22 protein-coding genes are annotated in these 20,926 nt (G+C 62.2%); 6 read left to right on the top strand and 16 right to left on the bottom strand.

Translation table 11 applies throughout. From position 1 onward, the window contains the following. Window positions 1–11: 11 nt before the first annotated feature. The 7 genes from AGR7B_RS04545 to AGR7B_RS04515 form a co-directional block, all read right to left on the bottom strand. Window positions 12–584, bottom strand: coding sequence for an HK97 family phage prohead protease (locus AGR7B_RS04545; protein ID WP_080856117.1), 573 nt, complete (start codon window positions 582–584; stop codon window positions 12–14). 28 nt (window positions 585–612) lie between these two features. Further along, a complete protein-coding gene (locus AGR7B_RS04540; RefSeq protein WP_003521211.1) occupies window positions 613–933 on the bottom strand; it encodes a DUF6107 family protein in 321 nt (106 codons plus the stop codon). Between the two features lie 194 nt (window positions 934–1,127). Further along, window positions 1,128–2,294, bottom strand: coding sequence for a phage portal protein (locus AGR7B_RS04535; protein ID WP_080856116.1), 1,167 nt, complete (start codon window positions 2,292–2,294; stop codon window positions 1,128–1,130). Window positions 2,295–2,567: 273 nt separating this feature from the next. Beyond that, window positions 2,568–2,876, bottom strand: coding sequence for a Dabb family protein (locus AGR7B_RS04530; RefSeq protein WP_003522330.1), 309 nt, complete (start codon window positions 2,874–2,876; stop codon window positions 2,568–2,570). A 58-nt stretch (window positions 2,877–2,934) separates the two neighbouring features. Beyond that, on the bottom strand, window positions 2,935–3,573 hold the full coding sequence (locus tag AGR7B_RS04525; protein WP_080856115.1) for a hypothetical protein: 639 nt from the start codon (window positions 3,571–3,573) through the stop codon (window positions 2,935–2,937). A 448-nt stretch (window positions 3,574–4,021) separates the two neighbouring features. Then, on the bottom strand, window positions 4,022–5,281 hold the full coding sequence (locus AGR7B_RS04520; protein ID WP_162934047.1) for a DNA-packaging protein: 1,260 nt from the start codon (window positions 5,279–5,281) through the stop codon (window positions 4,022–4,024). Beyond that, window positions 5,278–5,805, bottom strand: coding sequence for a hypothetical protein (locus AGR7B_RS04515; RefSeq protein WP_080856114.1), 528 nt, complete (start codon window positions 5,803–5,805; stop codon window positions 5,278–5,280). Before AGR7B_RS04515 ends, AGR7B_RS04520 begins: the two co-directional genes overlap by 4 nt. Window positions 5,806–6,239: 434 nt before the next feature. Between AGR7B_RS04515 and AGR7B_RS04505 the strand changes: the two genes are divergently transcribed. Continuing rightward, a complete protein-coding gene (locus tag AGR7B_RS04505) occupies window positions 6,240–7,880 on the top strand; it encodes an alpha/beta hydrolase (protein WP_162934148.1) in 1,641 nt (546 codons plus the stop codon). A 23-nt stretch (window positions 7,881–7,903) separates the two neighbouring features. On the opposite strand, the gene AGR7B_RS04500 is transcribed toward AGR7B_RS04505, so the two are convergent. Continuing rightward, complete coding sequence (locus AGR7B_RS04500; RefSeq protein WP_080856112.1) at window positions 7,904–8,743, bottom strand: SDR family oxidoreductase; 840 nt, start codon at window positions 8,741–8,743, stop codon at window positions 7,904–7,906. A 142-nt stretch (window positions 8,744–8,885) separates the two neighbouring features. On the opposite strand from AGR7B_RS04500, the gene AGR7B_RS04495 reads away from it, so the two are divergent. After that, window positions 8,886–9,254, top strand: coding sequence for a winged helix-turn-helix transcriptional regulator (locus tag AGR7B_RS04495; protein ID WP_003509204.1), 369 nt, complete (start codon window positions 8,886–8,888; stop codon window positions 9,252–9,254). 196 nt (window positions 9,255–9,450) lie between these two features. On the opposite strand, the gene AGR7B_RS04490 is transcribed toward AGR7B_RS04495, so the two are convergent. Next, complete coding sequence (locus tag AGR7B_RS04490) at window positions 9,451–9,882, bottom strand: Lrp/AsnC family transcriptional regulator (protein WP_003522324.1); 432 nt, start codon at window positions 9,880–9,882, stop codon at window positions 9,451–9,453. A gap of 143 nt (window positions 9,883–10,025) precedes the next feature. Here AGR7B_RS04490 and AGR7B_RS04485 point away from each other — a divergent pair, with 143 nt between their 5' ends. After that, window positions 10,026–11,126, top strand: a complete 1,101-nt coding sequence (locus tag AGR7B_RS04485) for a saccharopine dehydrogenase family protein (RefSeq protein ID WP_078051555.1) — start codon at window positions 10,026–10,028, stop codon at window positions 11,124–11,126. Between the two features lie 173 nt (window positions 11,127–11,299). On the opposite strand, the gene AGR7B_RS04480 is transcribed toward AGR7B_RS04485, so the two are convergent. Further along, complete coding sequence (locus AGR7B_RS04480; protein ID WP_080856111.1) at window positions 11,300–12,760, bottom strand: protein adenylyltransferase SelO; 1,461 nt, start codon at window positions 12,758–12,760, stop codon at window positions 11,300–11,302. Between the two features lie 168 nt (window positions 12,761–12,928). On the opposite strand from AGR7B_RS04480, the gene AGR7B_RS04475 reads away from it, so the two are divergent. Further along, the gene (locus AGR7B_RS04475; RefSeq protein WP_121490404.1) at window positions 12,929–14,644 is read left to right on the top strand and encodes a glycoside hydrolase family 32 protein; all 1,716 of its coding nucleotides are present in this window, start codon (window positions 12,929–12,931) and stop codon (window positions 14,642–14,644) included. Window positions 14,645–14,712: 68 nt separating this feature from the next. Further along, entirely contained in the window at window positions 14,713–14,886 is a 174-nt protein-coding gene (locus tag AGR7B_RS04470; protein ID WP_078051557.1) for a hypothetical protein, read from the top strand. Here the strand turns inward: AGR7B_RS04470 and AGR7B_RS04465 are convergent. Beyond that, window positions 14,877–16,286, bottom strand: a complete 1,410-nt coding sequence (locus AGR7B_RS04465; RefSeq protein ID WP_208616042.1) for an MFS transporter — start codon at window positions 16,284–16,286, stop codon at window positions 14,877–14,879. The two genes, AGR7B_RS04470 and AGR7B_RS04465, sit on opposite strands and share 10 nt — an antisense overlap. Window positions 16,287–16,477: 191 nt before the next feature. Between AGR7B_RS04465 and AGR7B_RS04460 the strand changes: the two genes are divergently transcribed. Then, complete coding sequence (locus tag AGR7B_RS04460; RefSeq protein ID WP_065654201.1) at window positions 16,478–16,726, top strand: hypothetical protein; 249 nt, start codon at window positions 16,478–16,480, stop codon at window positions 16,724–16,726. On the opposite strand, the gene AGR7B_RS04455 is transcribed toward AGR7B_RS04460, so the two are convergent. From AGR7B_RS04455 to AGR7B_RS04435, 5 genes are all read right to left on the bottom strand, one after another. Continuing rightward, window positions 16,723–17,088, bottom strand: coding sequence for a KluB (locus AGR7B_RS04455; protein WP_065654202.1), 366 nt, complete (start codon window positions 17,086–17,088; stop codon window positions 16,723–16,725). The genes AGR7B_RS04460 and AGR7B_RS04455 overlap by 4 nt on opposite strands. Then, window positions 17,078–17,347, bottom strand: a complete 270-nt coding sequence (locus tag AGR7B_RS04450) for a ribbon-helix-helix domain-containing protein (protein ID WP_065654203.1) — start codon at window positions 17,345–17,347, stop codon at window positions 17,078–17,080. The genes AGR7B_RS04455 and AGR7B_RS04450 overlap by 11 nt, the downstream gene beginning before the upstream one ends. A 76-nt stretch (window positions 17,348–17,423) precedes the next feature. Then, window positions 17,424–17,624 carry a heavy-metal-associated domain-containing protein gene (locus AGR7B_RS04445; RefSeq protein WP_065654204.1) on the bottom strand — a complete coding sequence of 67 codons (201 nt, stop codon included), beginning with the start codon at window positions 17,622–17,624 and terminating at the stop codon, window positions 17,424–17,426. A gap of 53 nt (window positions 17,625–17,677) precedes the next feature. After that, on the bottom strand, window positions 17,678–18,100 hold the full coding sequence (gene cueR / locus AGR7B_RS04440; RefSeq protein ID WP_080856110.1) for a Cu(I)-responsive transcriptional regulator: 423 nt from the start codon (window positions 18,098–18,100) through the stop codon (window positions 17,678–17,680). Continuing rightward, the gene (locus AGR7B_RS04435) at window positions 18,097–20,679 is read right to left on the bottom strand and encodes a heavy metal translocating P-type ATPase (protein WP_162934046.1); all 2,583 of its coding nucleotides are present in this window, start codon (window positions 20,677–20,679) and stop codon (window positions 18,097–18,099) included. Before AGR7B_RS04435 ends, cueR begins: the two co-directional genes overlap by 4 nt. Window positions 20,680–20,926: the final 247 nt, after the last annotated feature.

Genomic DNA, 20,926 nt, shown 5'->3' with positions numbered 1-20,926 from the left:
TTGTCCGGAAGTCAGCGTTTGGGTGTCGTGTCTAACAGCGCGCGGGCGGCGCGGCGCATGGTGCGCACCAGCTCGGTCTCGCGGTCGCGGAAGAAGCGGGCATGCTTGACGTCGGAAACGCGCGCCGAGGGCAGCATCGGGAAGGTCACGACCGAGATTTCCCAGAGGTCGGCTTCCAGGATGCGTCGGACGCCGTGGCTCGCCGCCTTGCCGGAACGCACCGTTCGGAATCCGATGGACAGCCCGTCCAGCGCCCCGGTCTTCATCAGCGAATGCACCTCGCGGGAGCGGGCGACGCCGGGGGCGAGAACGCCCTCGACATAAAGGCCGCGCTCGTCCTCGCGGATGGTGCGCCAGGCGCCGATGGGCTCGGCCGGATCGTGCTGGTAGAGCATGCGGATGCCGGCTGCTCCCCGCTCCTCGATGGAGCGGCGGAAAGCGCCGCGCTCGATGACATCCTGACCGAGATCGACCTCGCCGAAAACGCTGGCATAACCGGAAAAGGTGCCGTCGCTGGCAATGCCGCGCAGTTCCAGATTGGCGAATTTGCGCGTGGCGGGACGCGGCCCGCGATAAACGTGCATGGAAAACTCCTGCGATGTGAAGGAAGTGTCAGGCGCGCGGGCGCGCACCGTAACGGTCGGCGATGCGCACCAGCACGCCCAGCCCCCACCACGCGCCCATGCTGGCGGCGGCGGAACCCGCCACCATGATTTCCCGGCCCGAAAGCGCGCCGGCGATATCGAGCTGCTGCACGATCCACAGGCCGATAGGCCCGCCAAAGATCATGCCGCAGGAAACGCCGGTGATGAAACGGCTCGCGGCCTCGCGTCTGCTTTTCGGCAGGAGATAAACGAGCGACACACCCGCGCCCGCCACGGCGCCGGTGATGCGGGCGGCCCAGATGCCGGCCTCATTGGCGAATTCAGACATGGGTAATCATTCCGTTCTAGGATGTGGTTATCGGGCGGACGCGCCGCGTCGCACGCAGGCGCTTTTTGCGCGCCTGCGCCGGTGATTTTGCGAATCTTCGGAATCGCTTGGACGGAAGACCTCACAGGGAGATTCCGCTTCTTCAGAAAATGATTGAACAGGAAACCGTGGTTCCGATCCCGCCGGGGCGGCGATCAATAACCGACGGCTTCGCGCTTTTCCTCGTCGCTCAGGAACGAGGCCGCGCCGATGCGTGCCCAGAGCGCATCCCGCTCGCCGGCAAGCCCGGCAATCCTGTCGAGATCGGGTTCAAGCCTCAGCCCAGAGCCGAAGACCGGAGAAAGCCAGCCGCAGAGCCTTGCCGCCGTGCGATAAACGAGCGGCAGGACGGTCAGGCGATAAAAGGCGCGGTTCGCCTCCTGGTAATTGGCATAGGTATTGTCGCCGGGAATGCCGATCAGCATCGGCGGCACGCCGAGCGAAAGAGCAATATCGCGCGCCGCCCCATTGCGGGCCTCGAGAAAATCCATGTCGCGCGGCGAAAGACCCATGGCCTTCCAGTCGAGCCCGCCTTCCAGAAGCAGCGGCCGGCCGGCATTCATCGCCCCCTGATAGCCTTCCTCCAGCTCACGCTTCAGCCGCTCATATTGCTCGGTGGAGAGATTGCCGCCCTCCTTCGGCTGGTAGACCAGCGCGCCGGATGGCCGGGCGGAATTGTCGAGCAGGCGCTTGTTCCACTGGCTTGCGGCATTGTGCAGATCGAGCGCGGCCCCTGCGGAGGCGAGCGGCGCAAAACCCGCCCGGTCATCCAGCGGATGGAAAAGTTTCAGATGCAGCAGCCCCAGCCCGTCGCGCTCGGCGGCGATGCGCCGGGAGGCGCGGCCCTCGGCTCGGTAATCATAGGCCACCGGCCACCCATCCGGCCCCTCGACGATGCTGACCCGGTCGGGCCGCAGAAGATGCAGCTCGCGCAGCCGCCCGCCCACCATCAGCGGCTCGATATAGGCATTTCCGGCGAGCATGAGGTGACCATAAAGCGCCTCGAAGAAATCCGGCCCGCCCATATGGACGCCCGGTTTTAAAAGCAGCGCCAGGAGCGGATGATCGGCGAGTTCCTCTTCGCCATCATAAAGCAGCCAGCTGACGGAAGCCGAGGTCTCCGCCACCATGCGGGCGGCCCGGTGCGCGACCGGGTTTTTCATGAAACCCTCGCGAGCAAGTGCGGCATAGGACCGGCCCGACCAGAAGGCCTGCCCGCCCTGCACGGCAACCGCCATGAAGCCATCGGCCATTTTCCGGCTTTCAGGCACGGCTCTGCCATCCGCCGGGCGCAGCCACGGCAGGGAAAAGGGAAATCGCATGGAGTTGTCCTTGTTTTGATGGCGCGCGGCGTCGAGTCCTGCGGCGTCGCCCGCGTGGGGCTTTCACCGAAGGGTAGACGCTGAAATTTCTGACGACGTCCTGAAAGCTCTCTTTCGTCATGCTCGGGCCTGTCCCGTCCCGAGCATCTGCAACGTCTCGATTTTATTGGACGTGATCAGATCCTTGGGACAAGCCCAAGGATGACGTCGCGCGTGAGGCACCCTGTCCGCACAGCGGCAATATCTCGCGCCAACTTCGGCGAAACCGGACGTTTACCGGATCGGCGCTTTCACCGCCGTATCGCTGTCGAAATCGGCGGCAACGCGGGTTTCGCGCAGCGGCTTTACCGTGCGGGTCGATAGGTCATAAGCCGGATCGGCCTTATAAGCGGCGAGCGCCGCCTCGTTTTCGAACTCGCCATAGACGATGAAATCGACCGAATTGCCCCATTGGTCCTTCTTCACGTTCTCGCCGATTTCCAGCTTCAGCGAATGCGGTATCGCGGTCAGGCCGGAAAGCCCCCTGCGCACGGCGTCGCGGTTTTCCTCGGGAACGGTGAAAAAGACGATATGGCGGATCACGGTGTCACCTGTCATGCAGAATTCGGAGGCAGCCTTTTCGGCACCGGGTAACGGGTTATCATCTGGCCCGCCCGGGTTCAATCCGCGCCGCGACAAGCGCGTGATGAAATGCGCGCCCGTAACCGCCCACCAGCCGCGCCCGGTCGCTGCCATTGATGATGGCGCGGGCGCCGTCCCAATCTTCGCACCTGTCGCTGAAGAAATCGGAGAGCCTGCGGCCGGTAAAACCGCCGCCCGCCATGCCGTGGATCAGGATCGCGGTGGCCACCTCCGCCTCCATGGCGCGCTCGGGCCGTTCGAGGAGATCGACGCCGGTCAGCGCCGACATGGCCTCGTAATTGCGCCGATGCGTCAGCTGCACGAAGCCGCGCCCCAGCCAGCTCTTACCCTCCGTGTCCGGCCGCCAATAGGGCTTGCGCACCATGGGCAGCCTGCCCGCCGCAAAGGCGCGGTCGAGCCTTGCCATCGCCTCGGCATCGCTCGCCGCCAATGTCTCGCGCACCGGCTGCATGGTCGCCGCCGTCTCGTGAAAGGCCGTCGCCAGCATATAGGCGAGCCAGCGCGGATCGCCGCCCGGCATCGACTTTTCAAATCCTGCCAGCATCGTTTTCGTGCCGGCAAGCTGGGCCGCGCGCAGGCGACCGCCGAAAATGGAAATCCGCGCCGACGCGAAGAATCGCGCCTCGTCATAGGCCATGATGGCTCCTGAAAATGATGGGCAATGCGACGCCCGGTTTTTCCACATGCAGGCCGCCGGAACTAAATCGATTTGAAAAAACCTTAATCGATTTTAATCCGCGCCCCGGGGTTTTGGGGTAAAAAATTCCTTGAATTTCGGAACCTTAGCGCGCTAACTCCATTCACCGCGCAATCCTGCAGCGTTAACCATTCAAGGAGGAATGCCACCATGACAGCGACAATCCCCCAGACCGTTTATGACCGTCTCGAAAACGAGTGGCGCCAGATGCGTGAAACCGGCTCCCAGCCGAAACCGGCGCAATCCCCGAAGAAATAATATCCGTCAGACGCCCGAAATGGGCGTTGACGGCGCCTCACTTTTCTTCTCCCCGGCGGGGAGAAGAAACCGCGGGCATCCGCTCGACGGGTAATTGGCTCTCCTTCGCTGGAGCCAATAATCGGCTACCTCACATCCCCCGCACTTTCGGTTCACTCACCACCATCGTCGTCAGCGCTGTTATCGCCCAGACGAGCGCATCCAGCCTGTCCGGCGAACGCCCGGAGGATAGGCCGTCAGGCCCGAAATCCGTCATCTGGTCCTCCAGCTTTTCAAACCGCGCGGCGTGGCGCACCCTGCCCTGTTCGTAGAGTGCCGCAACCGGCTCAGCGCGGGTGAACTTGCCGCGGCTCGCCCGCACCAGTGTCAGCGGCAGGTTGGCGTCGATGCTCTGCAGCATGGCGCGCACCATCTCGCCGCCCTGATTGACCTCCGCCACCACCCGGTCCGCCTCGTAGCGGCGAAAGGCGGCGACCACGGTGCGGGCCCAGCCGGCCGGCGTTTCGGCCTCCACCGAACAATCCGCCAGCACGTTAAGACGCCCGGACATGCCGAGCCCCGCCACGACTATGCCGCAGCAGGAATGTTCGCCGACGCCGGCGGGCGGGTCTACCGCCACCACGATGCGCGCCAGCGGTTCATGCGCCGCTTCGATAATCGCTTCCAGATCGGCGCGTTTCCACAGCGCGCCCTCCCGCTCGTCGATCAATTCACCGCCGATTTCCTGACGCCCCAGCCGCGTGCCACCGTAACGGTCCTGCATGGCTTTGAGAAAACCGGGCGAGAGATTGCGCGCATTCATGGCCGTCGGCATCCGCGCCACCCGTGTCGCGGGATCGGCGAGAAGCGCCTTCAGCAAAGGAATGGGCCGTGGCGTGGTGGTCACCAGTTGCCGGGGCGTTTCACCCAGACGCAGGCCGAATTGCAGCATGTCCCAGGTTTCCTGCGGATATTTCCATTTGCCCAGCTCATCCGCCCAGGCCATGTGGAATTGCGGGCCACGCAGGCTTTCCGGGTCTTCCGAGGAAAACACCTGCGCCATCGCGCCATTCGGCCAGAGGAGCCGCCGGCGCGATACCTCGAAGGCGGGGCGATGGCGGCGGGCGATGCGGCAGATGCCGGAAATGCCGTCGATCATCACCTCGCGGGCGTCACCCAGCGTTTCGGCCACGAGCGCGATGCGCAAATCCGACTGCTTGCCGGTCGAGGCGACTCGATGCACCCATTCCGCCCCGGCGCGGGTTTTGCCGGAACCGCGCCCGCCGATCAGCAGCCATGTTCGCCAGTCGCCCTCCGGCGGTTGCTGCGGCAGGTTGCCGATGAAACGCCAGTCACGCAGGAGGTTGAAGACCTGCGCCGGCAGATGGGGTCCGGTTGGCATATCCGTCATGTATCGGCTTCTGCGGATGCGCTGCGGGCGGGATCGACCTCCATCTTCGCGCGGCATTTCTGTTCAGCCAGTTCGTCGATGCGGTTGAGGAAATGCGCCACCGCCGTTTCGTAGTCCCCGGCCTCGGTTTCGTCTTCGCTGAAAAGAGCTTCCCTTTCTTCCGCCAGCACCCGTTGCAAAGCGTCGATCCGCTCCAGCGTGCGGACGATCAGCGAGAGCTGGTCCGTCGCAGCCTTCACATCGGCGCGCGCCAGCTTGCCCGAAGCATCCTCCGCCGTCGCCAGAAAGGCGGCTTCGCTCGCCTGGCGGAGATTGCGGTACAGACAGAACTGCTCGCGCATCTCCTCCGTCAACTCGTTCAGCAATTGCCGCAGGCTGCCGTTGCGCGCCGCATCTTCGGCGGCCAGCCTGTCGGCCCGCGATTTCGTCTCCGGCGCGGCTTCAAGCGCGTCCTCAGCCGCATAGGCGGGCGTTTCGGGCCAGACGCCGTAGAGCGCCGGATCGCAATTGTGAGACATTGTCATGGAATTGGCCTGAGATGGGAAATGGGTACGGGATGCACGCGGTTCATTTGCGGGCGGCGCCTCTCCACAACCCTCATTCCTGTGCTTGTCACAGGAATCCAGTCGACGCGCGTCTGCGCGGCGGAAGGAGTCTTTTCAGCCCAAGGACCTGGGCTGGCTGGATTCCTGTGACAAGCACAGGAATGAGGGAAGAGAGCAAAGCCTTGTTATTTGTAAAATCCAGCGCTCTGATATTTTGAATTAACCCAGCCGCAAATCTCCGACCGTAGCCAAACACTATCAAACGACCGTCACGCTGTAAAGGATTATTTTCCTATTTTCATGATTTTTTTCCTGCCAGCAGGATTTGCACCCTCGTCCGTCACATATTACACTCCGCACCACGCGGTGAGTACAAGGGGCGAGTCAAGTTGGTGAAACAATGGGTTGAGCGGTTGTTTGCAGGTCTTTCGGCAACCGGCATCGTCTTCGGCACTATCCTGTTCTGTGCTTCGCTCACGCCCTCGCTCCTGCCGCGCACATGGCTGATGCAGGGGGTGCTGTGCGGCTTTTCCTTCGCCATCGGTTATCTGATCGGTGTCGCGTTGCACGCCATCTGGGCCTATCTGGAGCTGCCTGAACCTTCACGCCATAATGCGCGCGGCATTCGTTTTCTCATCGCGCTTGCCGCCGCCATCACGGCCATCGCGTTTTTATGGCAGGCGAAGGACTGGCAGAATTCCATCCGCGTCTTAATGGAGCTCGATCCGCTGCCGAGCGCCCACCCCACCAAGACCGGCGGCCTTGCGGTGCTGGTCGCCGCCATCCTCATCGGCGCCGGCCGGCTGTTCCAGCTTATCCGCCGGTTCTTTGCTGCGCGCAGCCGCCATTTCCTGCCGCGCCGCCTTGCCAATGTGCTCGGTATCGCGGTGGCGATCATACTCTCCTGGCTGCTGCTCAATGGGCTGATCTTCGATATCGGCCTCAGATTTGCCGATTCCTCGCTGAAACAGGTGGATGCGCTGATCGAACCCGACGTCCCGCGCCCGTCAGATGCGCTCAAGACCGGCAGCAGCGCCTCGCTGATGACATGGGAATCGCTCGGGCGACGCGGGCGTGAATTCGTCGCCGAAGGTCCGGCGGCCACAGAAATATCCGCCTTCACCGATCGCCCGGCAAAGGAGCCGCTCAGGGTCTATGCGGGCCTCAACTCGGCGTCGACGCCGGAAGAAAGAGCGGCCTTGGCGCTGGAGGAGCTGAAACGGGTCGGCGGTTTCGAGCGAAAGGTGCTTCTGGTGGTCATTCCCACCGGCACCGGGTGGATCGACCCGGAAGCGCTCGATACGGTCGAATATCTGCATGACGGCGATATCGCCAGCGTCGCCGTGCAGTATTCCTATCTCTCGAGCTGGATCGCGCTGCTGACGGAGCCGGATTACGGTGTCGAGACGGCGCGCGCGTTGTTCGAGGCCGTCTACGGTTACTGGACCACGCTGCCGAAGGAAACGCGGCCGAAGCTTTACCTGCATGGCCTCAGCCTCGGTTCGCTCAACTCGCAAAAATCCTCGGATCTCTACGATGTGCTCTCCGATCCGTTTCAGGGTGCGCTGTGGAGCGGACCGCCCTTTTCCAGCCCGACATGGCGCATGGCCACCAATGGCCGGGTGAAGGGCACGCCGGAATGGCTGCCGCGTTTCCGTGATTCGTCCGTCATCCGCTTCGCCAACCAATATACGACCGCGCATATGCCCGATGCGAAATGGGGGCCGATGCGGATCGTCTATCTGCAATATGCCAGCGACCCGATCACCTTCTTCGAGGCCGCCTCGCTTTACCGGCGGCCGCAATGGATGGCGCATCACGGGCCTGACGTTTCCACATCCTTCCGCTGGTTCCCGGTCGTCACCCTGCTGCAGCTCGGTCTCGATGTCGCCGCAGCCACCACCGCGCCCATCGGTTATGGCCATGTCTATGCGCCGGAACATTATATCGATGCATGGACGGAAGTAACCGCGCCAAGCGGCTGGAACCCCGAGGAGATCCAGCGGCTGAAGATGTTCTTCAAGGCCCGCCGCGGCTCCACCGATCCAGCGTGAGCGCGGCGGGCTCGCTTTGGGCCTCAGCCCTTCAGCCTGTCCAGATTGTCGGCGATATAGGTCTCGAGTGAGCGCGGTGCATGGCCGGTCAGTGTCTCGACATCGCCGGTCACCACCGCTGTCCAGCCTTCACGCACGGGATAAAAGATCGAAGCGAGGAAGGAGGCGTAGTCCTGCGGCACGCCCGCACCGGTGAGGATGCCGATGAAGACCTCGTCCGAAACGGCAGCGTAGGACACCGGCTTGCCGATCGCCTGCGATATCAGCGCGGCCGCTTCGCCGTAACCAAGGGCCTTCGGACCCGTCAGGTTGAAAGCCTTGCCGTTAAAGGCGTCAGAGGTCAGGGCGGCGGCGGCGCTGTCGGCAATATCGCGGACGTCGATGAAGCTCGACTTGCCCTCGCCGGCCGGCACGGCGATCTGGCCGTGGTCAATGCCGGCCTTCCAGTAGCTGTGGAAATTATCGGCAAACCAGTTGGGGCGCAGGATGACGTAAGGCGTACCCGAAGCGATGATCTTAAGCTCGATCTGGCGATAGGGAATGGAATCGTCGGCATCGACGCCGAGGACGCTCAGGAACACGATCTTCACCTTGCGCCGCGCCGCCTCCTCGACCACAGGCGTCAGCGCGTCGATGGCATCCAGACGCCCGCCCGCAAGGAGAAGGAACAGACGGTCAACACCGTCGAAGGCATCCGCATAAGTCGATGCGTCGGTATAATCGAAACGCACGCCTTCCACGCCGCCCGTGGCCTTGGCGCTACGCGAGGCGGCCTTCACGCTTTCACCCCTGGAAAGCAGCGTTTTCACCAGCGGCGTGCCGATGGTGCCAGTGGAACCGATTACGAGTATCTTGCCTGTCATCTCAAATCTCCTTAGTATCTAATAGAAACCATGTTTCGAAAACACAGGTACTGTGTTTGCGAAATCATGAAAAGAGAGCACTTTTCGGTTATCTGGTTTCCTTTCGGAAACCGGTATGGCCCTGAAACGACGGAACAAACCCATGGAACGCATCTATGACGTCTATGAAGACCGCTGCCCCACCCGCATGGTGCTGGACAGGATTGCCGACAAATGGGCGCTGCTGATCCTCGACCGGCTGCGGGTGGAAGCGGTGCGCTTCAATCTGCTGCGGCGGGAGATCAAGGGCATTTCGCAGAAGGTCCTGTCGCAGACGCTGAAGAAGCTCGAGCGTGACGGGCTGATTTCGAGGCAGGTGTTCCCGACCGTGCCGGTGACGGTCGAATATTCGCTGACGCCGCTGGGACGCACGCTGACGGACACGGTGGCGGCGCTTGCCCATTGGGCGGAGGGAAATATCGACGCGGTGATGGCGGCGCAGAGAGCTTATGATGAGAGGGCGGTGGTTTAGATCGAGGCGCGGCATAGCCATGCGCCCCTCATTCCTGTGCTCGTCACAGGAATCCAGCCAGCCCAAGTTCTTGGGCTGAAAGGACTTTCCTCGCCGCGCAGACGCGCGTCGGCTGGATCCCTGTGGCAAGCACAGGGATGAGGGAGAGAGCGTCCGGAATAACAGTCCGCGCTGCGCATGCTGCGCGCGGCATCCCCTACCGCGAAATCCGCGTCGATAGAATGATCGACGACAGTGTGCGCTCCACGCCGTCAAGCGCGCCGATCCTGTCGATCAACCGGTCGAGATCGAGGATCGAAGGTGCGGCCAGAATGGCGATGAGGTCGAAGGTGCCGCTCACCGAATGCAGCGTCGTCACCTCCTTGATGGCGGCAAGGGCCGCCGTGACACCGGGCAGCGCCTTCGGCCCGATGGTGATCAGCACATGGGCGCGCACCAGCCCGGAAAGATAGCTTTCCGAAAGCCTGAGGCCATAACCCGCGATCACCCCGTCCGCCTCCAGCCGCTCGATGCGGGCCTGCACCGTGGTGCGCGAGAGGCCGAGTTTGCGCGCCAGCTCCGCCACCGGCATGCGGGCATTTTCGGAAAGCAGGGCGAGCAGCGCCCGGTCCTTGTCTGCAATCGTCATAGTGGCCAATCCTGTCGTCTTATTGCCAAATATTAACCCGCTATCCGCACATAGTGAAGCTGCGAATCGTCAATAAAAACTGGCATTCTGTTTTTGAAGCGCATTCGCGCTAACAGATTTGCATTCACTGCGGGGAACAAAACATGAAAAACATTGTCGTCATCGGCGCGGGCAATATCGGTTCGGCCATCACCTGGATGCTGGCGGCCACCGGCGATTATCGCATCACCGTCGCAGACCGTTCGGCCGATCAGCTGGCCAATGTGCCGGCGCATGAACGTGTCGATACCGAAATCGTCGACATCACCGACCGTCCCGCTCTGGAAGCACTGCTGAAAGGCAAATTCGCCGTGCTTTCCGCCGCCCCCTTTCACCTGACGGCAGGCATTGCCGAAGCGGCCGTTGCCGTCGGCACGCATTATCTCGATCTCACCGAAGACGTCGAATCCACCCGCAAGGTCAAGGCCTTGGCAGAAACGGCCGGGACGGCGCTCATTCCGCAATGCGGCCTCGCCCCCGGCTTCATCTCCATCGTCGCTGCCGATCTCGCCGCCAGGTTCGACAAGCTGGACAGCGTGAGGATGCGCGTCGGCGCTCTGCCGCAATATCCGTCCAATGCGCTCAATTACAACCTCACCTGGAGCACGGACGGGCTGATCAACGAATATATCGAGCCCTGCGAAGCGATCGTCGAAGGCCGCCTTACCGCCGTTCCGGCGCTGGAGGAACGTGAGGAATTTTCGCTTGACGGCGTCACCTACGAGGCCTTCAACACCTCGGGCGGGCTTGGCACGCTCTGCGCCACGCTGGAAGGCAAGGTGCGGACGATGAATTACCGCACCATCCGTTATCCCGGCCATGTGGCGATCATGAAGGCGCTCTTGAACGACCTCAACCTGCGCAATCGCCGCGATGTGCTGAAGGACCTGTTCGAAAACGCCCTGCCCGGCACCATGCAGGATGTGGTCATCGTCTTCGTCACCGTCTGCGGCACCCGGAACGGCCGTTTCCTGCAGGAAACCTACGCCAACAAGGTCTATGCCGGCCCGGTTTCCGGCCGGATGATGAGCGCCATCCAGATCACGACCGCCGCCGGCATCTGCACGGTTCTCGATCTGCTCGCCGAAGGCGCCCTGCCGCAGAAGGGCTTCGTGCGACAGGAGGAAGTGGCGCTATCGAAATTCCTCGAAAACCGGTTCGGCCACTATTATGGCGCGCATGAGCCGCTGGCGCGGGTTGGGTGAGAAAGAGAAAACGGTCGAGAGAACATCTCCTCCCATTCCTCCGTCATACCGGCCTCGAGCCGGTATCCAGCCAGCCCAAGTCCTTGGGCTGAAAAGGCTTCTCTCGCCGCGCAGACGCGCGGCGGCTGGATGCCGGATCAAGTCCGGCACGACGGCGAGGATTGACGAACCCGTTACGTCCCGCAAAAGGTCCTGAACACCCGCTCATGGCTCATCGGCGGCTGCATATAGACGAAGTTGTCCGGCCGCTCCTCGAAAGGCGTGGCGATTGCCCTCAGCATGGCGTGGAATGGCTCGAAATCCCCCTCTTCCACCGCTGCCTCTATCAGTTCCTCGATGCGATGGTTGCGCGGGATGATGGCGGGATTGACGGAGAGCATCGCCGCTGATCGTTCGGAATCCAAAATCCCCTCGCGGCCGGCTCTTTCCCGCCAGCGCGCCAGAAATTCGTCCGCCCCGGCAATATCGATGAACATGCCACGAAACGGTTCGGCATCGCCATTGGCCGCATGGGAAAGGCGCCGGAAGGTCAGCGTATAATCCGCCTCCGATGCCTGCATCAGCGCCAGCAGCGCCTGCACCAGATCGATGTCGCCCTCTTCCTCCGTCGTCAGGCCAAGCTTTTCGCGCATGCCGGCAAGCCAGCGTTTCGGAAAGGCGGCGGCGAAATCGGCGAGAACGGCATTGGCGAGTTCGGCGGCTTTTTCCACCTGCGGATCGAGCAGCGGCAACAGGCATTCCGCCAGCCTTGCAATGTTCCATTGCGCGATGCCCGGCTGGTTGTTGAAGGCATAACGGCCCTGCGCATCGATGGAGGAGAAGACCTTGTTGGGGTGATATTCATCAAGGAAGGCGCAGGGGCCGAAATCGATGGTTTCGCCGGAGACCGCCATATTGTCGGTATTCATCACGCCATGGATGAAGCCCACCATCATCCAGCGCGCGATGAGGTCGCATTGCCTCTCCGCGATGCCGCGCAGCAAGGCGAGGTAAGGATTATCAACGCCTTTCGCCTCGGGATAATGACGGTCGATCACATAGTCCGCGAGGTTTTTGATCCCCTCGTCATCCTCGCGCGCCGCGAAGAACTGGAACGTGCCGACACGGATATGGCTTGCCGCAACGCGGGTGAAAACACCGCCCGGCAGGCCGACTTCGCGCTGCACCCTCTCGCCGGAGAGGACAGCCGCCAGCGCCCGCGTGGCGGGAATGCCGAGTGCAAACATCGCCTCCGACACGATATATTCGCGCAGCACCGGGCCAAGAGCCGCGCGCCCGTCGCCCCGGCGCGAAAACGGCGTCGGGCCGGAGCCCTTGAGCTGGATATCGCGGCGCTTGCCGCTCCTGTCGATCACCTCGCCGAGCAGAATGGCGCGGCCATCGCCGAGCTGCGGCACGAAACCGCCGAACTGGTGGCCGGCATAGGCCATGGCCAGCGGCTCGGCCCCCTGCGGCACGACATTGCCGGAAAAGATCGCCGCCAGCCTTTCATCGTCAAGGCCGGCCACATCGAGAAGGAGTTCATCGGCCAGCCCACGATTGAAGGCGATGAGCCGCGGCGCCTTCACCGGCGTCGGCAGCACGGCGGCGCTGAACCGTTCTGGCAGGCGGGCATAGGAATTGTCGAATTTCATCACGGGTAAACTCCCTGCTTTGCCACTATATGGGACCGGAAGGCGACGGATGCGAGCGATAAATGCCCAACCTGCGCGATCGCCTCATTCAATTTTGCGCAATGAACTTTCCCGCGCCATCATCGTTCCTATGCTTGACCCGCAGAATGCCCAAGGAAAGGAAAAGCAATGAGCGTCGTTGAAGCCGTAGCCGAGCCGGAAAGCGCCATCCGCACCATTCACACCGATCTGCCCGTCAACGCCACCTTCCATGTCTGGCTGAAAGCGAAGAAAGATGCCGAGCCGGGTGCAGTCTCCTTTTCCAATCAGAATGGAAAATTTGCTGAGGTTTCAAGCGTCAACACGGAAGAGTTCAGTTTTCGAATCTATCAGGTTTTCGGCGGCGGCCATGTGGAGCTGAGTTACGACACGGTCACGACCGCCGTTTCCGTCATCTACTGGTTCACGGCGTCGGATGTGCTGGAAACCGGCATCACCGTCGTCCATACCAAGCCGGACAATGCCGCACCGGAGCTTCCCGGCAGCTATCACTTCCGCCCGCCTTTCGGCTGGATGAACGACCCGAACGGTTTCGGTCGCTTCGAGGGGCGGCCGCATCTGTTTTATCAGCATTATTCGCACGGGCTGCGCTGGAACACCATGCATTGGGGCCATGCCGTCTCCTCGGATTATCTGCGCTGGCGGCACTTGCCGATCTTCCTTTTCCCTTCCGAGGATCTGACGACACGGCCAGACAAGCGCGGCGGCGCCTATTCCGGCTCCACCATTCCGCTGGTGGAAGGCACGGGCATCCGCGTCTTCTTCACCGAGCAGGTGCAGGATCGCATTCCCGAACAGCAGATACAGCTCACAGCCACCTCCTCCGATCTCATCATGGCCGGGCAGGCCGAAGTCATTCTCGGTACTCGCCCGGACGGACAGGGGCTGACGCCGGATTTCCGTGACCCTTACGTCTTTCGCGGCCCTGATGGTCTTTGGAAAATGGTGCTCGGCAGCCAGAGCGATGGCGGCGGCGTCATCCTGCTTTACGAGACGCTGGACCCCACCGCCGCATCGGGCTGGACCTATGTGGGCAAGCTGTGGGTGGAAACGCGTTATAAAACCACAGCCATCGAATGCCCCTGCCTGCTGCCGCTCGATGGTCCTGCCAATGCCCGTTCCACCCGCTGGGTGCTGATCTATGGGCTGATGCATTCGGAAGACCCGGAAACCGGCCGCAAGAACCTCACCATGGCCGATGTCGGCTGGTTCGACGGCAAGGTCTTCACCAAGGAATCCGGGCAGGAACTGGATTTCGGCACCGACAATTACGCCTTCCAGGCCTTTCTGGATGGCGACAGCATCATCGGCATGGGCTGGCTGGCCAATTGGGCGGATGCCAATCCGGAGATCGATTTTCCCACCTCCATGACGCTGCCGCGCCGGATTCACTATGCAAACGGCGAGCTTCTGACCCCGCCCATCGGTGCGGCGGAAAGCCTTCGCAGCCATATTCTCGACCGCACGCGGCTGGCCGCCGGCGAACGCATTACCTTCATCAACGGGGCGGTGGAAATATTGTTCGAGCTTGCCTCACCCGGCGCGCCCTTCGAACTGGAGCTCGATCATCCGGCGGTGAGGCTGGGCGTCGTTTCCGATGAAACGGGCCTGTGGATCCGCCACGAGGACGGGCGCGACGGCCCCTCGCCGCATTATATCGCCAAAGGAGCGAGGGCATCCCGCATCCGCATCTTTCTCGATTACGGCTCCATCGAAGTCTTCGCCAATCGCGGCCGATATGTGGGCACCAAGCGCCTCGAGGGTTTCGAACCGGTACGCTCGGCGCTGCTGAAGGCTGCCCCCGGTGCGGTGGTGCATGCCACCAGCTGGGCGCTGAAACCGTGAGGAACCTTTTGACGGATTGGGCGGTTGATAGACCGAAACCGCCCATTCCACGGATAAGGAGAAACGGCATGACCAAAATCCGCGACACCAGCGATCCGATCCTGTTTCCGACCGAAGCCAATGAAAACAAGGCCGAGAAAAAACGTGCCGGCAAGGGCATCGTCGTCATCATCGGCGCGATCGCGATCATGGCCTTCGTCGTCTATCTGGCGGCGATCACCATCGCCACCACTCAGTCCTGACGGCGGCGGAGGAGCCGCCGTTCGCCCCGCAACCCGCTGGCGGTCATGATCGCCAGCAGCGATACGACTACACCCAGCCCATAGAGATAAACCATCGGCATCGTCACATCCGCCCGCTCGATCTGCCCCACCAGATCGGTCGCAGCGGCGACGGTGCCGCTGGCGCCCGCACCGGCGGCGGCGCCCAGCGTCGCGACAGTCGGCAGCAGCGCGCCCGTCATCTTGCGTTCCTCTTCCGGCGCGGCCTCCATGGCGGCCTGGCTGATGCCGGCCCACGACATGCCGAAGGCAGAGCCTATCAGAATTTGCCCGACGAGCATTTCTCCCCAGTTGCCGGTCGCGAGCCCGAGCCCCAGCAGCGCGCAGCCCGGCACCATCTGGTAAGGGCCGTAATGCAGGCAAATCTCCCGAAGGCAGGCAGAACGCAGACTGCCGATCAGCATCGCCACGAAGCTCCAGGCAAGCGGCATCGTCACAACGATGAAACCGGCAAAGGTCGGTTCATGCTGCCAGAGATTGATGGCGACATAAGCGAGATAGACGCTGCCCAGCGCATGGGCGTAGGACATCAGGAACAGCACCCAGAAACCGCTGCCGAGCACCGTCTTCAGCCGAAAGGAATCCTTCGGGAAAAGACCGATTGAAGGCCGGATGCCCGCACGCAGCGAGGCCCACAGCAGCGCCGCCCCCACCAGCAGGGAAAGGGCGCGCAGGCTCGCATCCTCGAAGGCGGAAGGCGCGGAAAACGCCAGGGCGCCTACAAGGCACAGAAACAGCGGCACCAGCGGTTTGCGCGTCGCCGCCACCGGCCGCTCGGCGGACACGGCAATGGCGGTATAGGCCAGAAGCAGCAGGATCAGCGGTGCCGACAGCAGGAAAGTGGCGCGCCAGGAGATGTGTTCAGTGGCGAAACCGCCGGTCAGCGGGCCGATGAAGGAGGCGACCGCCCAGATCGCCGCCTCGATGGCGAAGACCTTCGGTAGCAGGCCGGAACGGAAACCGGCGGGAATGAGGCTGTAGCACACGGCGACGATCAGCCCGTCCGCCAGTCCCTGCAGGGCACGTCCGACGACCACCCACAAAAAGTCACCGGCGATTGCCGAGAGGACAGAACCGAAAGAAAAAATCAGGCAGCAGAGAAGCAAAACGACGCGTGCGCCAAAACGCTCGCGAAACAGGACGGCGGTGACGCCGCCCGCGACGGAGCCGACGAAATAGAGACTATAGGCCCAGCTATAAAAGGCAGCGCCGCCGATTTCGTTGACGGCCACGGGCAAGGCCGTCACCACCGCGAACTGATTGAAAGCGTGCAGGCCGATACCGGAGGAAATGACGGTCAGAAGCGAGAGATTCGCCCCGCTCAGCAATTCGCTCCAACCGTTTTTTTCCGTCATTTCCATACTCGACAAAGCCGTATCCTTTCCATTTTTTCGGTACGGCGGGCAAACTAGAACCTCAAGCGCCATTGAGGTCAAGACGGCTTTTTCACGCGATCCGGCCTGACGGAATTCAGTGACGGAATTCAACGGCGGCAGGAACCCTTCGCGCCTCCGGGCCGTTTGTGGAATGAACGGACAGAAAGGATACCGTCATGGACCGCGAGAAAATCCTGCCCCGCAACGAAGACGCCATGAATGAGGACCTGCTCGATCTCGATATCGACGCCCTTCCCGCCAAGGGAGAAATTCCGCAATCCATAGAACAGGAAATCGAGGAAGAAGAAGCAGAGAGCGAGGACGATCCCTATCAGGAAAGCGACGAGGCCCTGCCCGACGATGCCGAGGAACGGGTGATCGACCGCAACCCCTCGCGGGAGGGCGGGGCCTTCGACGAGGTTTAGGGAAGATTCAGGGCGCGACGGGACGAAAGGCGCGTGAGCATATGGCGCAGATGATCCTGGCCGCCGAAAAAAACCGCGAGAATATGCACGGTCTTTTCACCCTCATCGACATCGAAATAAAAGACAGCCTGATTTTTCGTTACCCGGCGAAGGCCGGGCAATATTTCAGGCAATAATGTCCCTTGAAAAGGCGCTTTGTGAAGCGCTTCCATATCCGCTTCAATTGACCCCACGCGTCGCGCAGCGCCCGCAAAAGCCCCCGGCAAGGCGTCGCCAAGGTCGAGATAGGACTGGATGAGATGATCGAGAATGAGGCCGAGGTCCTGATCCGTCTGTGTCGAGCGCAGGACCTTAAAGGCCATAACCGGCCTTCTTGGCTGCGATCATCGCTGCCGTTCTTTGCTTGCCCTCTTCCACGGAGACGAAGTCGCCCTGCCGTCGCTCGACCAGCAAATCACGAAGCGCGGCAAGTTCGGCGTCCTTCAGTTCCGTTTCCTGCCGAAGCAGTTCCAGCCCTCGCTGGACGACGGCACTGAGGCTGGCATAACGCCCTTCCTCCACCAGCCTGCGGGCGAAGCTATCCTGTTGATCGGAGATGGAAACTGACGCCTTGACGGACACTGTGGCACTCCCTCGACAGGAAAGATGATGCTACTCAGTAGCACATGTTTCCTGCTCATTCCAGCAACGAGACGCTTCAGCCCGCCCGTTCCGGCGAATAACCGGCTTCGCGGATCGCCGCTTCCGCGGTTGCGGCATCGCCCATAACCGTCAGTCTGTGGGCATCGAGGTCGATGCTGACGGAGGCGCCGGGAAGCGCTTCCGTGAGAGCGCCGCGCAGCGTCTTTTCGCAATGGCCGCAGGTCATGTCCGGAATGAGGAAAGTGGTTGCACTCATGGTTTTCTCCTTATCGCCGGGCGCGATGTTGTCGCACCGGCCGTCATTAAAGGTCAGTGGGTTCGCGCGTGCCTGGCGTCAGTCTTATCCGCGCCCGCGAGATCGTCGAGAATGGGACAATCGGGCCGGTGGTCGCCGCCACAGCAATGGGCGAGATGGGAAAGCGTCTTCACCATGCTTTTCATCTCGGCGATCTTCTGTTCGAGATCGGCGATATGGACGAGCGCGATTTCCTTGACCGCCGAACTTTCGCGGGTCTTGTCCTGCCAGAGTTTCAGCAGCGTCTCGGTTTCTTCCAGCGAAAAACCGAGCGTGCGCGCCCGCTTGATGAAGCGCAGATTGTGCACGTCCTGCTCGCCATAAACCCGGTAATTATTGCCGGTGCGGGCGGCCGGCGTGATGAGGCCGATCTGCTCGTAATAACGGATCATCTTGGCGGAAACGCCCGATGCTTCCGATGCCTGGCCGATATTCATGACGTCACCTCCCGATGGGCCACCTTCGCCCGTTTCAACCGCAGCGCATTGGCGAGAACGAAGACGCTGGAGAGCGCCATGGCGCCCGCGCCGATCATCGGCGATAGCGTGATGCCGAAGGCCGGATAAAGCACGCCCGCCGCAACCGGTATCAGCGCCACATTATAACCGAAAGCCCAGAACAGGTTTTCCTTGATGTTGCGGATGGTCGCACGGCTCATCTCGATGGCGTTGACTGCGCCGAGAATATCGCCGCCGACCAGCACCACATCGGCGCTTTCAATGGCGACATCCGTGCCGGTGCCGACGGCGATGCCGATATCGGCCTCGGCCAGCGCCGGCGCATCGTTGATGCCGTCACCCACGAAGGCCAGCACCTTGCCGCCTGCGCGCATCTCGTGGATCGCCTTCACCTTGCCCTCGGGCAGCACTTCGGCCACCACGCGGGAAATGCCGACCTGCCGGGCTATTGCATTCGCCGTACGTTCATTGTCGCCCGTCACCATGGCCACTTCGATGCCCATCTCCTGCAACGCCCTGATGGCAGTCACACTCGAGGGTTTCAGCGGATCGGCAACCGCAATCGCGGCGGCCAGCCTGCCGTCGATGGCGGCATAAAGCGGCGTCTTGCCCTCGTCACCCAGCCTTGCGGCGGCCTCAGCGAAGACATCCACGGAATGGCCGAGTTTCGCCATGAACCGATCCGCGCCGACTTCGACCCTGCGGCCATTGACGGTGGCGGCGATGCCATAACCCGTGACGCTTTCGAAGTTTTCGACGGTCATGGGTTCGAGTCCCTCCGGGGTCGCCACATTCTTTTCTTCCGCAGCCCGGACGATGGCTTCGGCAATCGGATGTTCCGAGCGGCCCTCGACGGCGGCGACGAGCGCCAGCACCTCGTCATCGGCAAACCCTTCCGCAACCACCAGATCGGTCAGTTCCGGGCGACCCTTGGTGACAGTGCCGGTCTTGTCGACCACGACGATCTCAGCCGAGCGCAGCTCCTGCAGCGCCTGTCCCTTGCGGAACAGCACACCCAGCTCCGCCGCCCGGCCGGTGCCAACCATGATGGATGTCGGCGTGGCGAGACCCATGGCGCAGGGGCAGGCAATGATGAGCACCGCGACCGCATTGACCAGCGCGGAAGTATAGGCAGGTTCGGGACCGAAGATCGCCCAGACGATGAACGTCAGCACCGCAATCGCAATGACAACGGGCACGAACAGCGCGGTAACGCGGTCGGCCATTAGCTGGATCGGCAGCTTTGACCCTTGCGCCTCCTCCACCATGCGGATGATCTGCGACAGCATGGTATCCGCGCCCACCTTGGTTGCCTTGAACTTGAAGGCGCCGGTCTTGTTGATGGTGCCGCCGACGACCGTTGCGCCGACCGTCTTTTCCACCGGCACCGGTTCGCCGGAGATCATGGATTCATCGACATAGGAGGAGCCTTCGACGACTTCGCCATCCACCGCCAGCCTTTCGCCGGGGCGGATGACGACGATATCGCCGGCCACGAGGTCTTCGGGGGAAATATCGATGGTAGCGCCGTCGCGCTCCACCCGGGCGGTCTTCGCCTGCAGGCTCATCAGCTTGCGGATGGCGTCTCCCGTGCGGCCGCTGGCACGGGCTTCTAGAAGCCGTCCGGTCAGGATCAGCGTGGCGATGACGGTTGCCGCTTCATAATAGACGAACTGCGCCTCTTCCGGCAGCAGGTCGGGCGCGAAGGTGACGACGACCGAATAGAGATAGGCCGCCGTCACACCCAGCGCCACCAGCGAGTTCATTTCCGGCGCGCCGCGCAGCAGAGCCGGGAAACCGGTCTTCAGGAAACGCAGGCCCGGTCCGAAAATCACCGCCGTCGCCAGCGCGAAATAGATGTAATAGAGGTTCTGCGTGTCGATGATGCCCATCAGCCAGTGATGCATCGGCTCATAAAGATGGCCGCCCATTTCCAGCACGAAAAGCGGTGCGGTCAGGATCGCGGCAATCGTCAGGTCGCGTTTCAGCGCGCCCTCTTCGCCGGCATGCTGCATATGGTCGTGGCCGCCGGCCTCGCCCGCCGCCATCTGGCCGTGGCCCTGATGATGTCCGTGGTGCTGGCCGTGACCGTTGTGGGCGGAATGGTCGTGCGGCGCCGGCGTCTTCAGCACGAACCCGGCAAGCTTTGCCGTTTCCACAAGCGCATCCCGTTCACGCCGGCCGCCAATCGTTTCCACGGAGGCCTTGCCGGAGGCCGCATCGACCTTGACGGCGACTGTGGTGGCGACCGCTTCCAGAACGGCCTTCAGCCGCTCGGCCCCAGCCTCGCCCCGCAAGCCTTCCACCGCAAATTCGTGACGTTCCGGCGCGATATCGTAACCGACCTTCTTGATGGCGGCGCCAAGCGTTCTGGCAGAAAAACCTTCGGCCGGCTCGACGGTGAGCTTCTTCGTGGCGAAGTTCACGGAACTCGACATGACACCCGGCACCTTGGCCGCGGCCGTTTCCACCCGGCGCACGCAGGAAGCGCAGGTCATGCCTTCCACGGGAATGGAAACCGGTTCATGTCGATGGGCGTGTTTGACTGTCTCGTTCATGGGAAATCCCCTTTCGAGACCCTATGTAGAGATTCCCATGATGGGAAGGTCAAGGGAAGCGGAAACTTTTTGTTGAACACACAATCGTGAGTGCAGCGGGCTTCTTGTTGCCGCCCGCTGACGGACACCTAATAACCACGCTATCTCGGTCCATAACGTTCACATTTCCATGCGCCAAGATATCACCCTCATTCCTGTGCTTGTCACAGGAATCCAGTCGACGCGCGTCGGCGCGACGGGAAGAGTC

This window comes from Agrobacterium deltaense RV3 (genome assembly GCF_900013505.1).
In the GTDB taxonomy this organism is placed as follows: domain Bacteria; phylum Pseudomonadota; class Alphaproteobacteria; order Rhizobiales; family Rhizobiaceae; genus Agrobacterium; species Agrobacterium leguminum.
Note: the sequence above shows the minus strand (reverse complement) of the source record. Positions and strands in the feature narration are given on the sequence as shown.

What these genes read in the sequence shown, in the direction of transcription:
- AGR7B_RS04545 (WP_080856117.1), bottom strand. Translation starts at nt 584, where the DNA reads ATGCACGTTTATCGCGGGCCGCGTCCCGCCACGCGCAAATTCGCCAAT.
- AGR7B_RS04540 (WP_003521211.1), bottom strand. Translation starts at nt 933, where the DNA reads ATGTCTGAATTCGCCAATGAGGCCGGCATCTGGGCCGCCCGCATCACC.
- AGR7B_RS04535 (WP_080856116.1), bottom strand. Translation starts at nt 2,294, where the DNA reads ATGCGATTTCCCTTTTCCCTGCCGTGGCTGCGCCCGGCGGATGGCAGA.
- AGR7B_RS04525 (WP_080856115.1), bottom strand. Translation starts at nt 3,573, where the DNA reads ATGGCCTATGACGAGGCGCGATTCTTCGCGTCGGCGCGGATTTCCATT.
- AGR7B_RS04520 (WP_162934047.1), bottom strand. Translation starts at nt 5,281, where the DNA reads ATGACGGATATGCCAACCGGACCCCATCTGCCGGCGCAGGTCTTCAAC.
- AGR7B_RS04515 (WP_080856114.1), bottom strand. Translation starts at nt 5,805, where the DNA reads ATGACAATGTCTCACAATTGCGATCCGGCGCTCTACGGCGTCTGGCCC.
- AGR7B_RS04500 (WP_080856112.1), bottom strand. Translation starts at nt 8,743, where the DNA reads ATGACAGGCAAGATACTCGTAATCGGTTCCACTGGCACCATCGGCACG.
- AGR7B_RS04495 (WP_003509204.1), top strand. Translation starts at nt 8,886, where the DNA reads ATGGAACGCATCTATGACGTCTATGAAGACCGCTGCCCCACCCGCATG.
- AGR7B_RS04490 (WP_003522324.1), bottom strand. Translation starts at nt 9,882, where the DNA reads ATGACGATTGCAGACAAGGACCGGGCGCTGCTCGCCCTGCTTTCCGAA.
- AGR7B_RS04485 (WP_078051555.1), top strand. Translation starts at nt 10,026, where the DNA reads ATGAAAAACATTGTCGTCATCGGCGCGGGCAATATCGGTTCGGCCATC.
- AGR7B_RS04480 (WP_080856111.1), bottom strand. Translation starts at nt 12,760, where the DNA reads ATGAAATTCGACAATTCCTATGCCCGCCTGCCAGAACGGTTCAGCGCC.
- AGR7B_RS04475 (WP_121490404.1), top strand. Translation starts at nt 12,929, where the DNA reads ATGAGCGTCGTTGAAGCCGTAGCCGAGCCGGAAAGCGCCATCCGCACC.
- AGR7B_RS04470 (WP_078051557.1), top strand. Translation starts at nt 14,713, where the DNA reads ATGACCAAAATCCGCGACACCAGCGATCCGATCCTGTTTCCGACCGAA.
- AGR7B_RS04465 (WP_208616042.1), bottom strand. Translation starts at nt 16,286, where the DNA reads ATGGAAATGACGGAAAAAAACGGTTGGAGCGAATTGCTGAGCGGGGCG.
- AGR7B_RS04460 (WP_065654201.1), top strand. Translation starts at nt 16,478, where the DNA reads ATGGACCGCGAGAAAATCCTGCCCCGCAACGAAGACGCCATGAATGAG.
- AGR7B_RS04455 (WP_065654202.1), bottom strand. Translation starts at nt 17,088, where the DNA reads ATGGCCTTTAAGGTCCTGCGCTCGACACAGACGGATCAGGACCTCGGC.
- AGR7B_RS04445 (WP_065654204.1), bottom strand. Translation starts at nt 17,624, where the DNA reads ATGAGTGCAACCACTTTCCTCATTCCGGACATGACCTGCGGCCATTGC.
- cueR (WP_080856110.1), bottom strand. Translation starts at nt 18,100, where the DNA reads ATGAATATCGGCCAGGCATCGGAAGCATCGGGCGTTTCCGCCAAGATG.
- AGR7B_RS04435 (WP_162934046.1), bottom strand. Translation starts at nt 20,679, where the DNA reads ATGAACGAGACAGTCAAACACGCCCATCGACATGAACCGGTTTCCATT.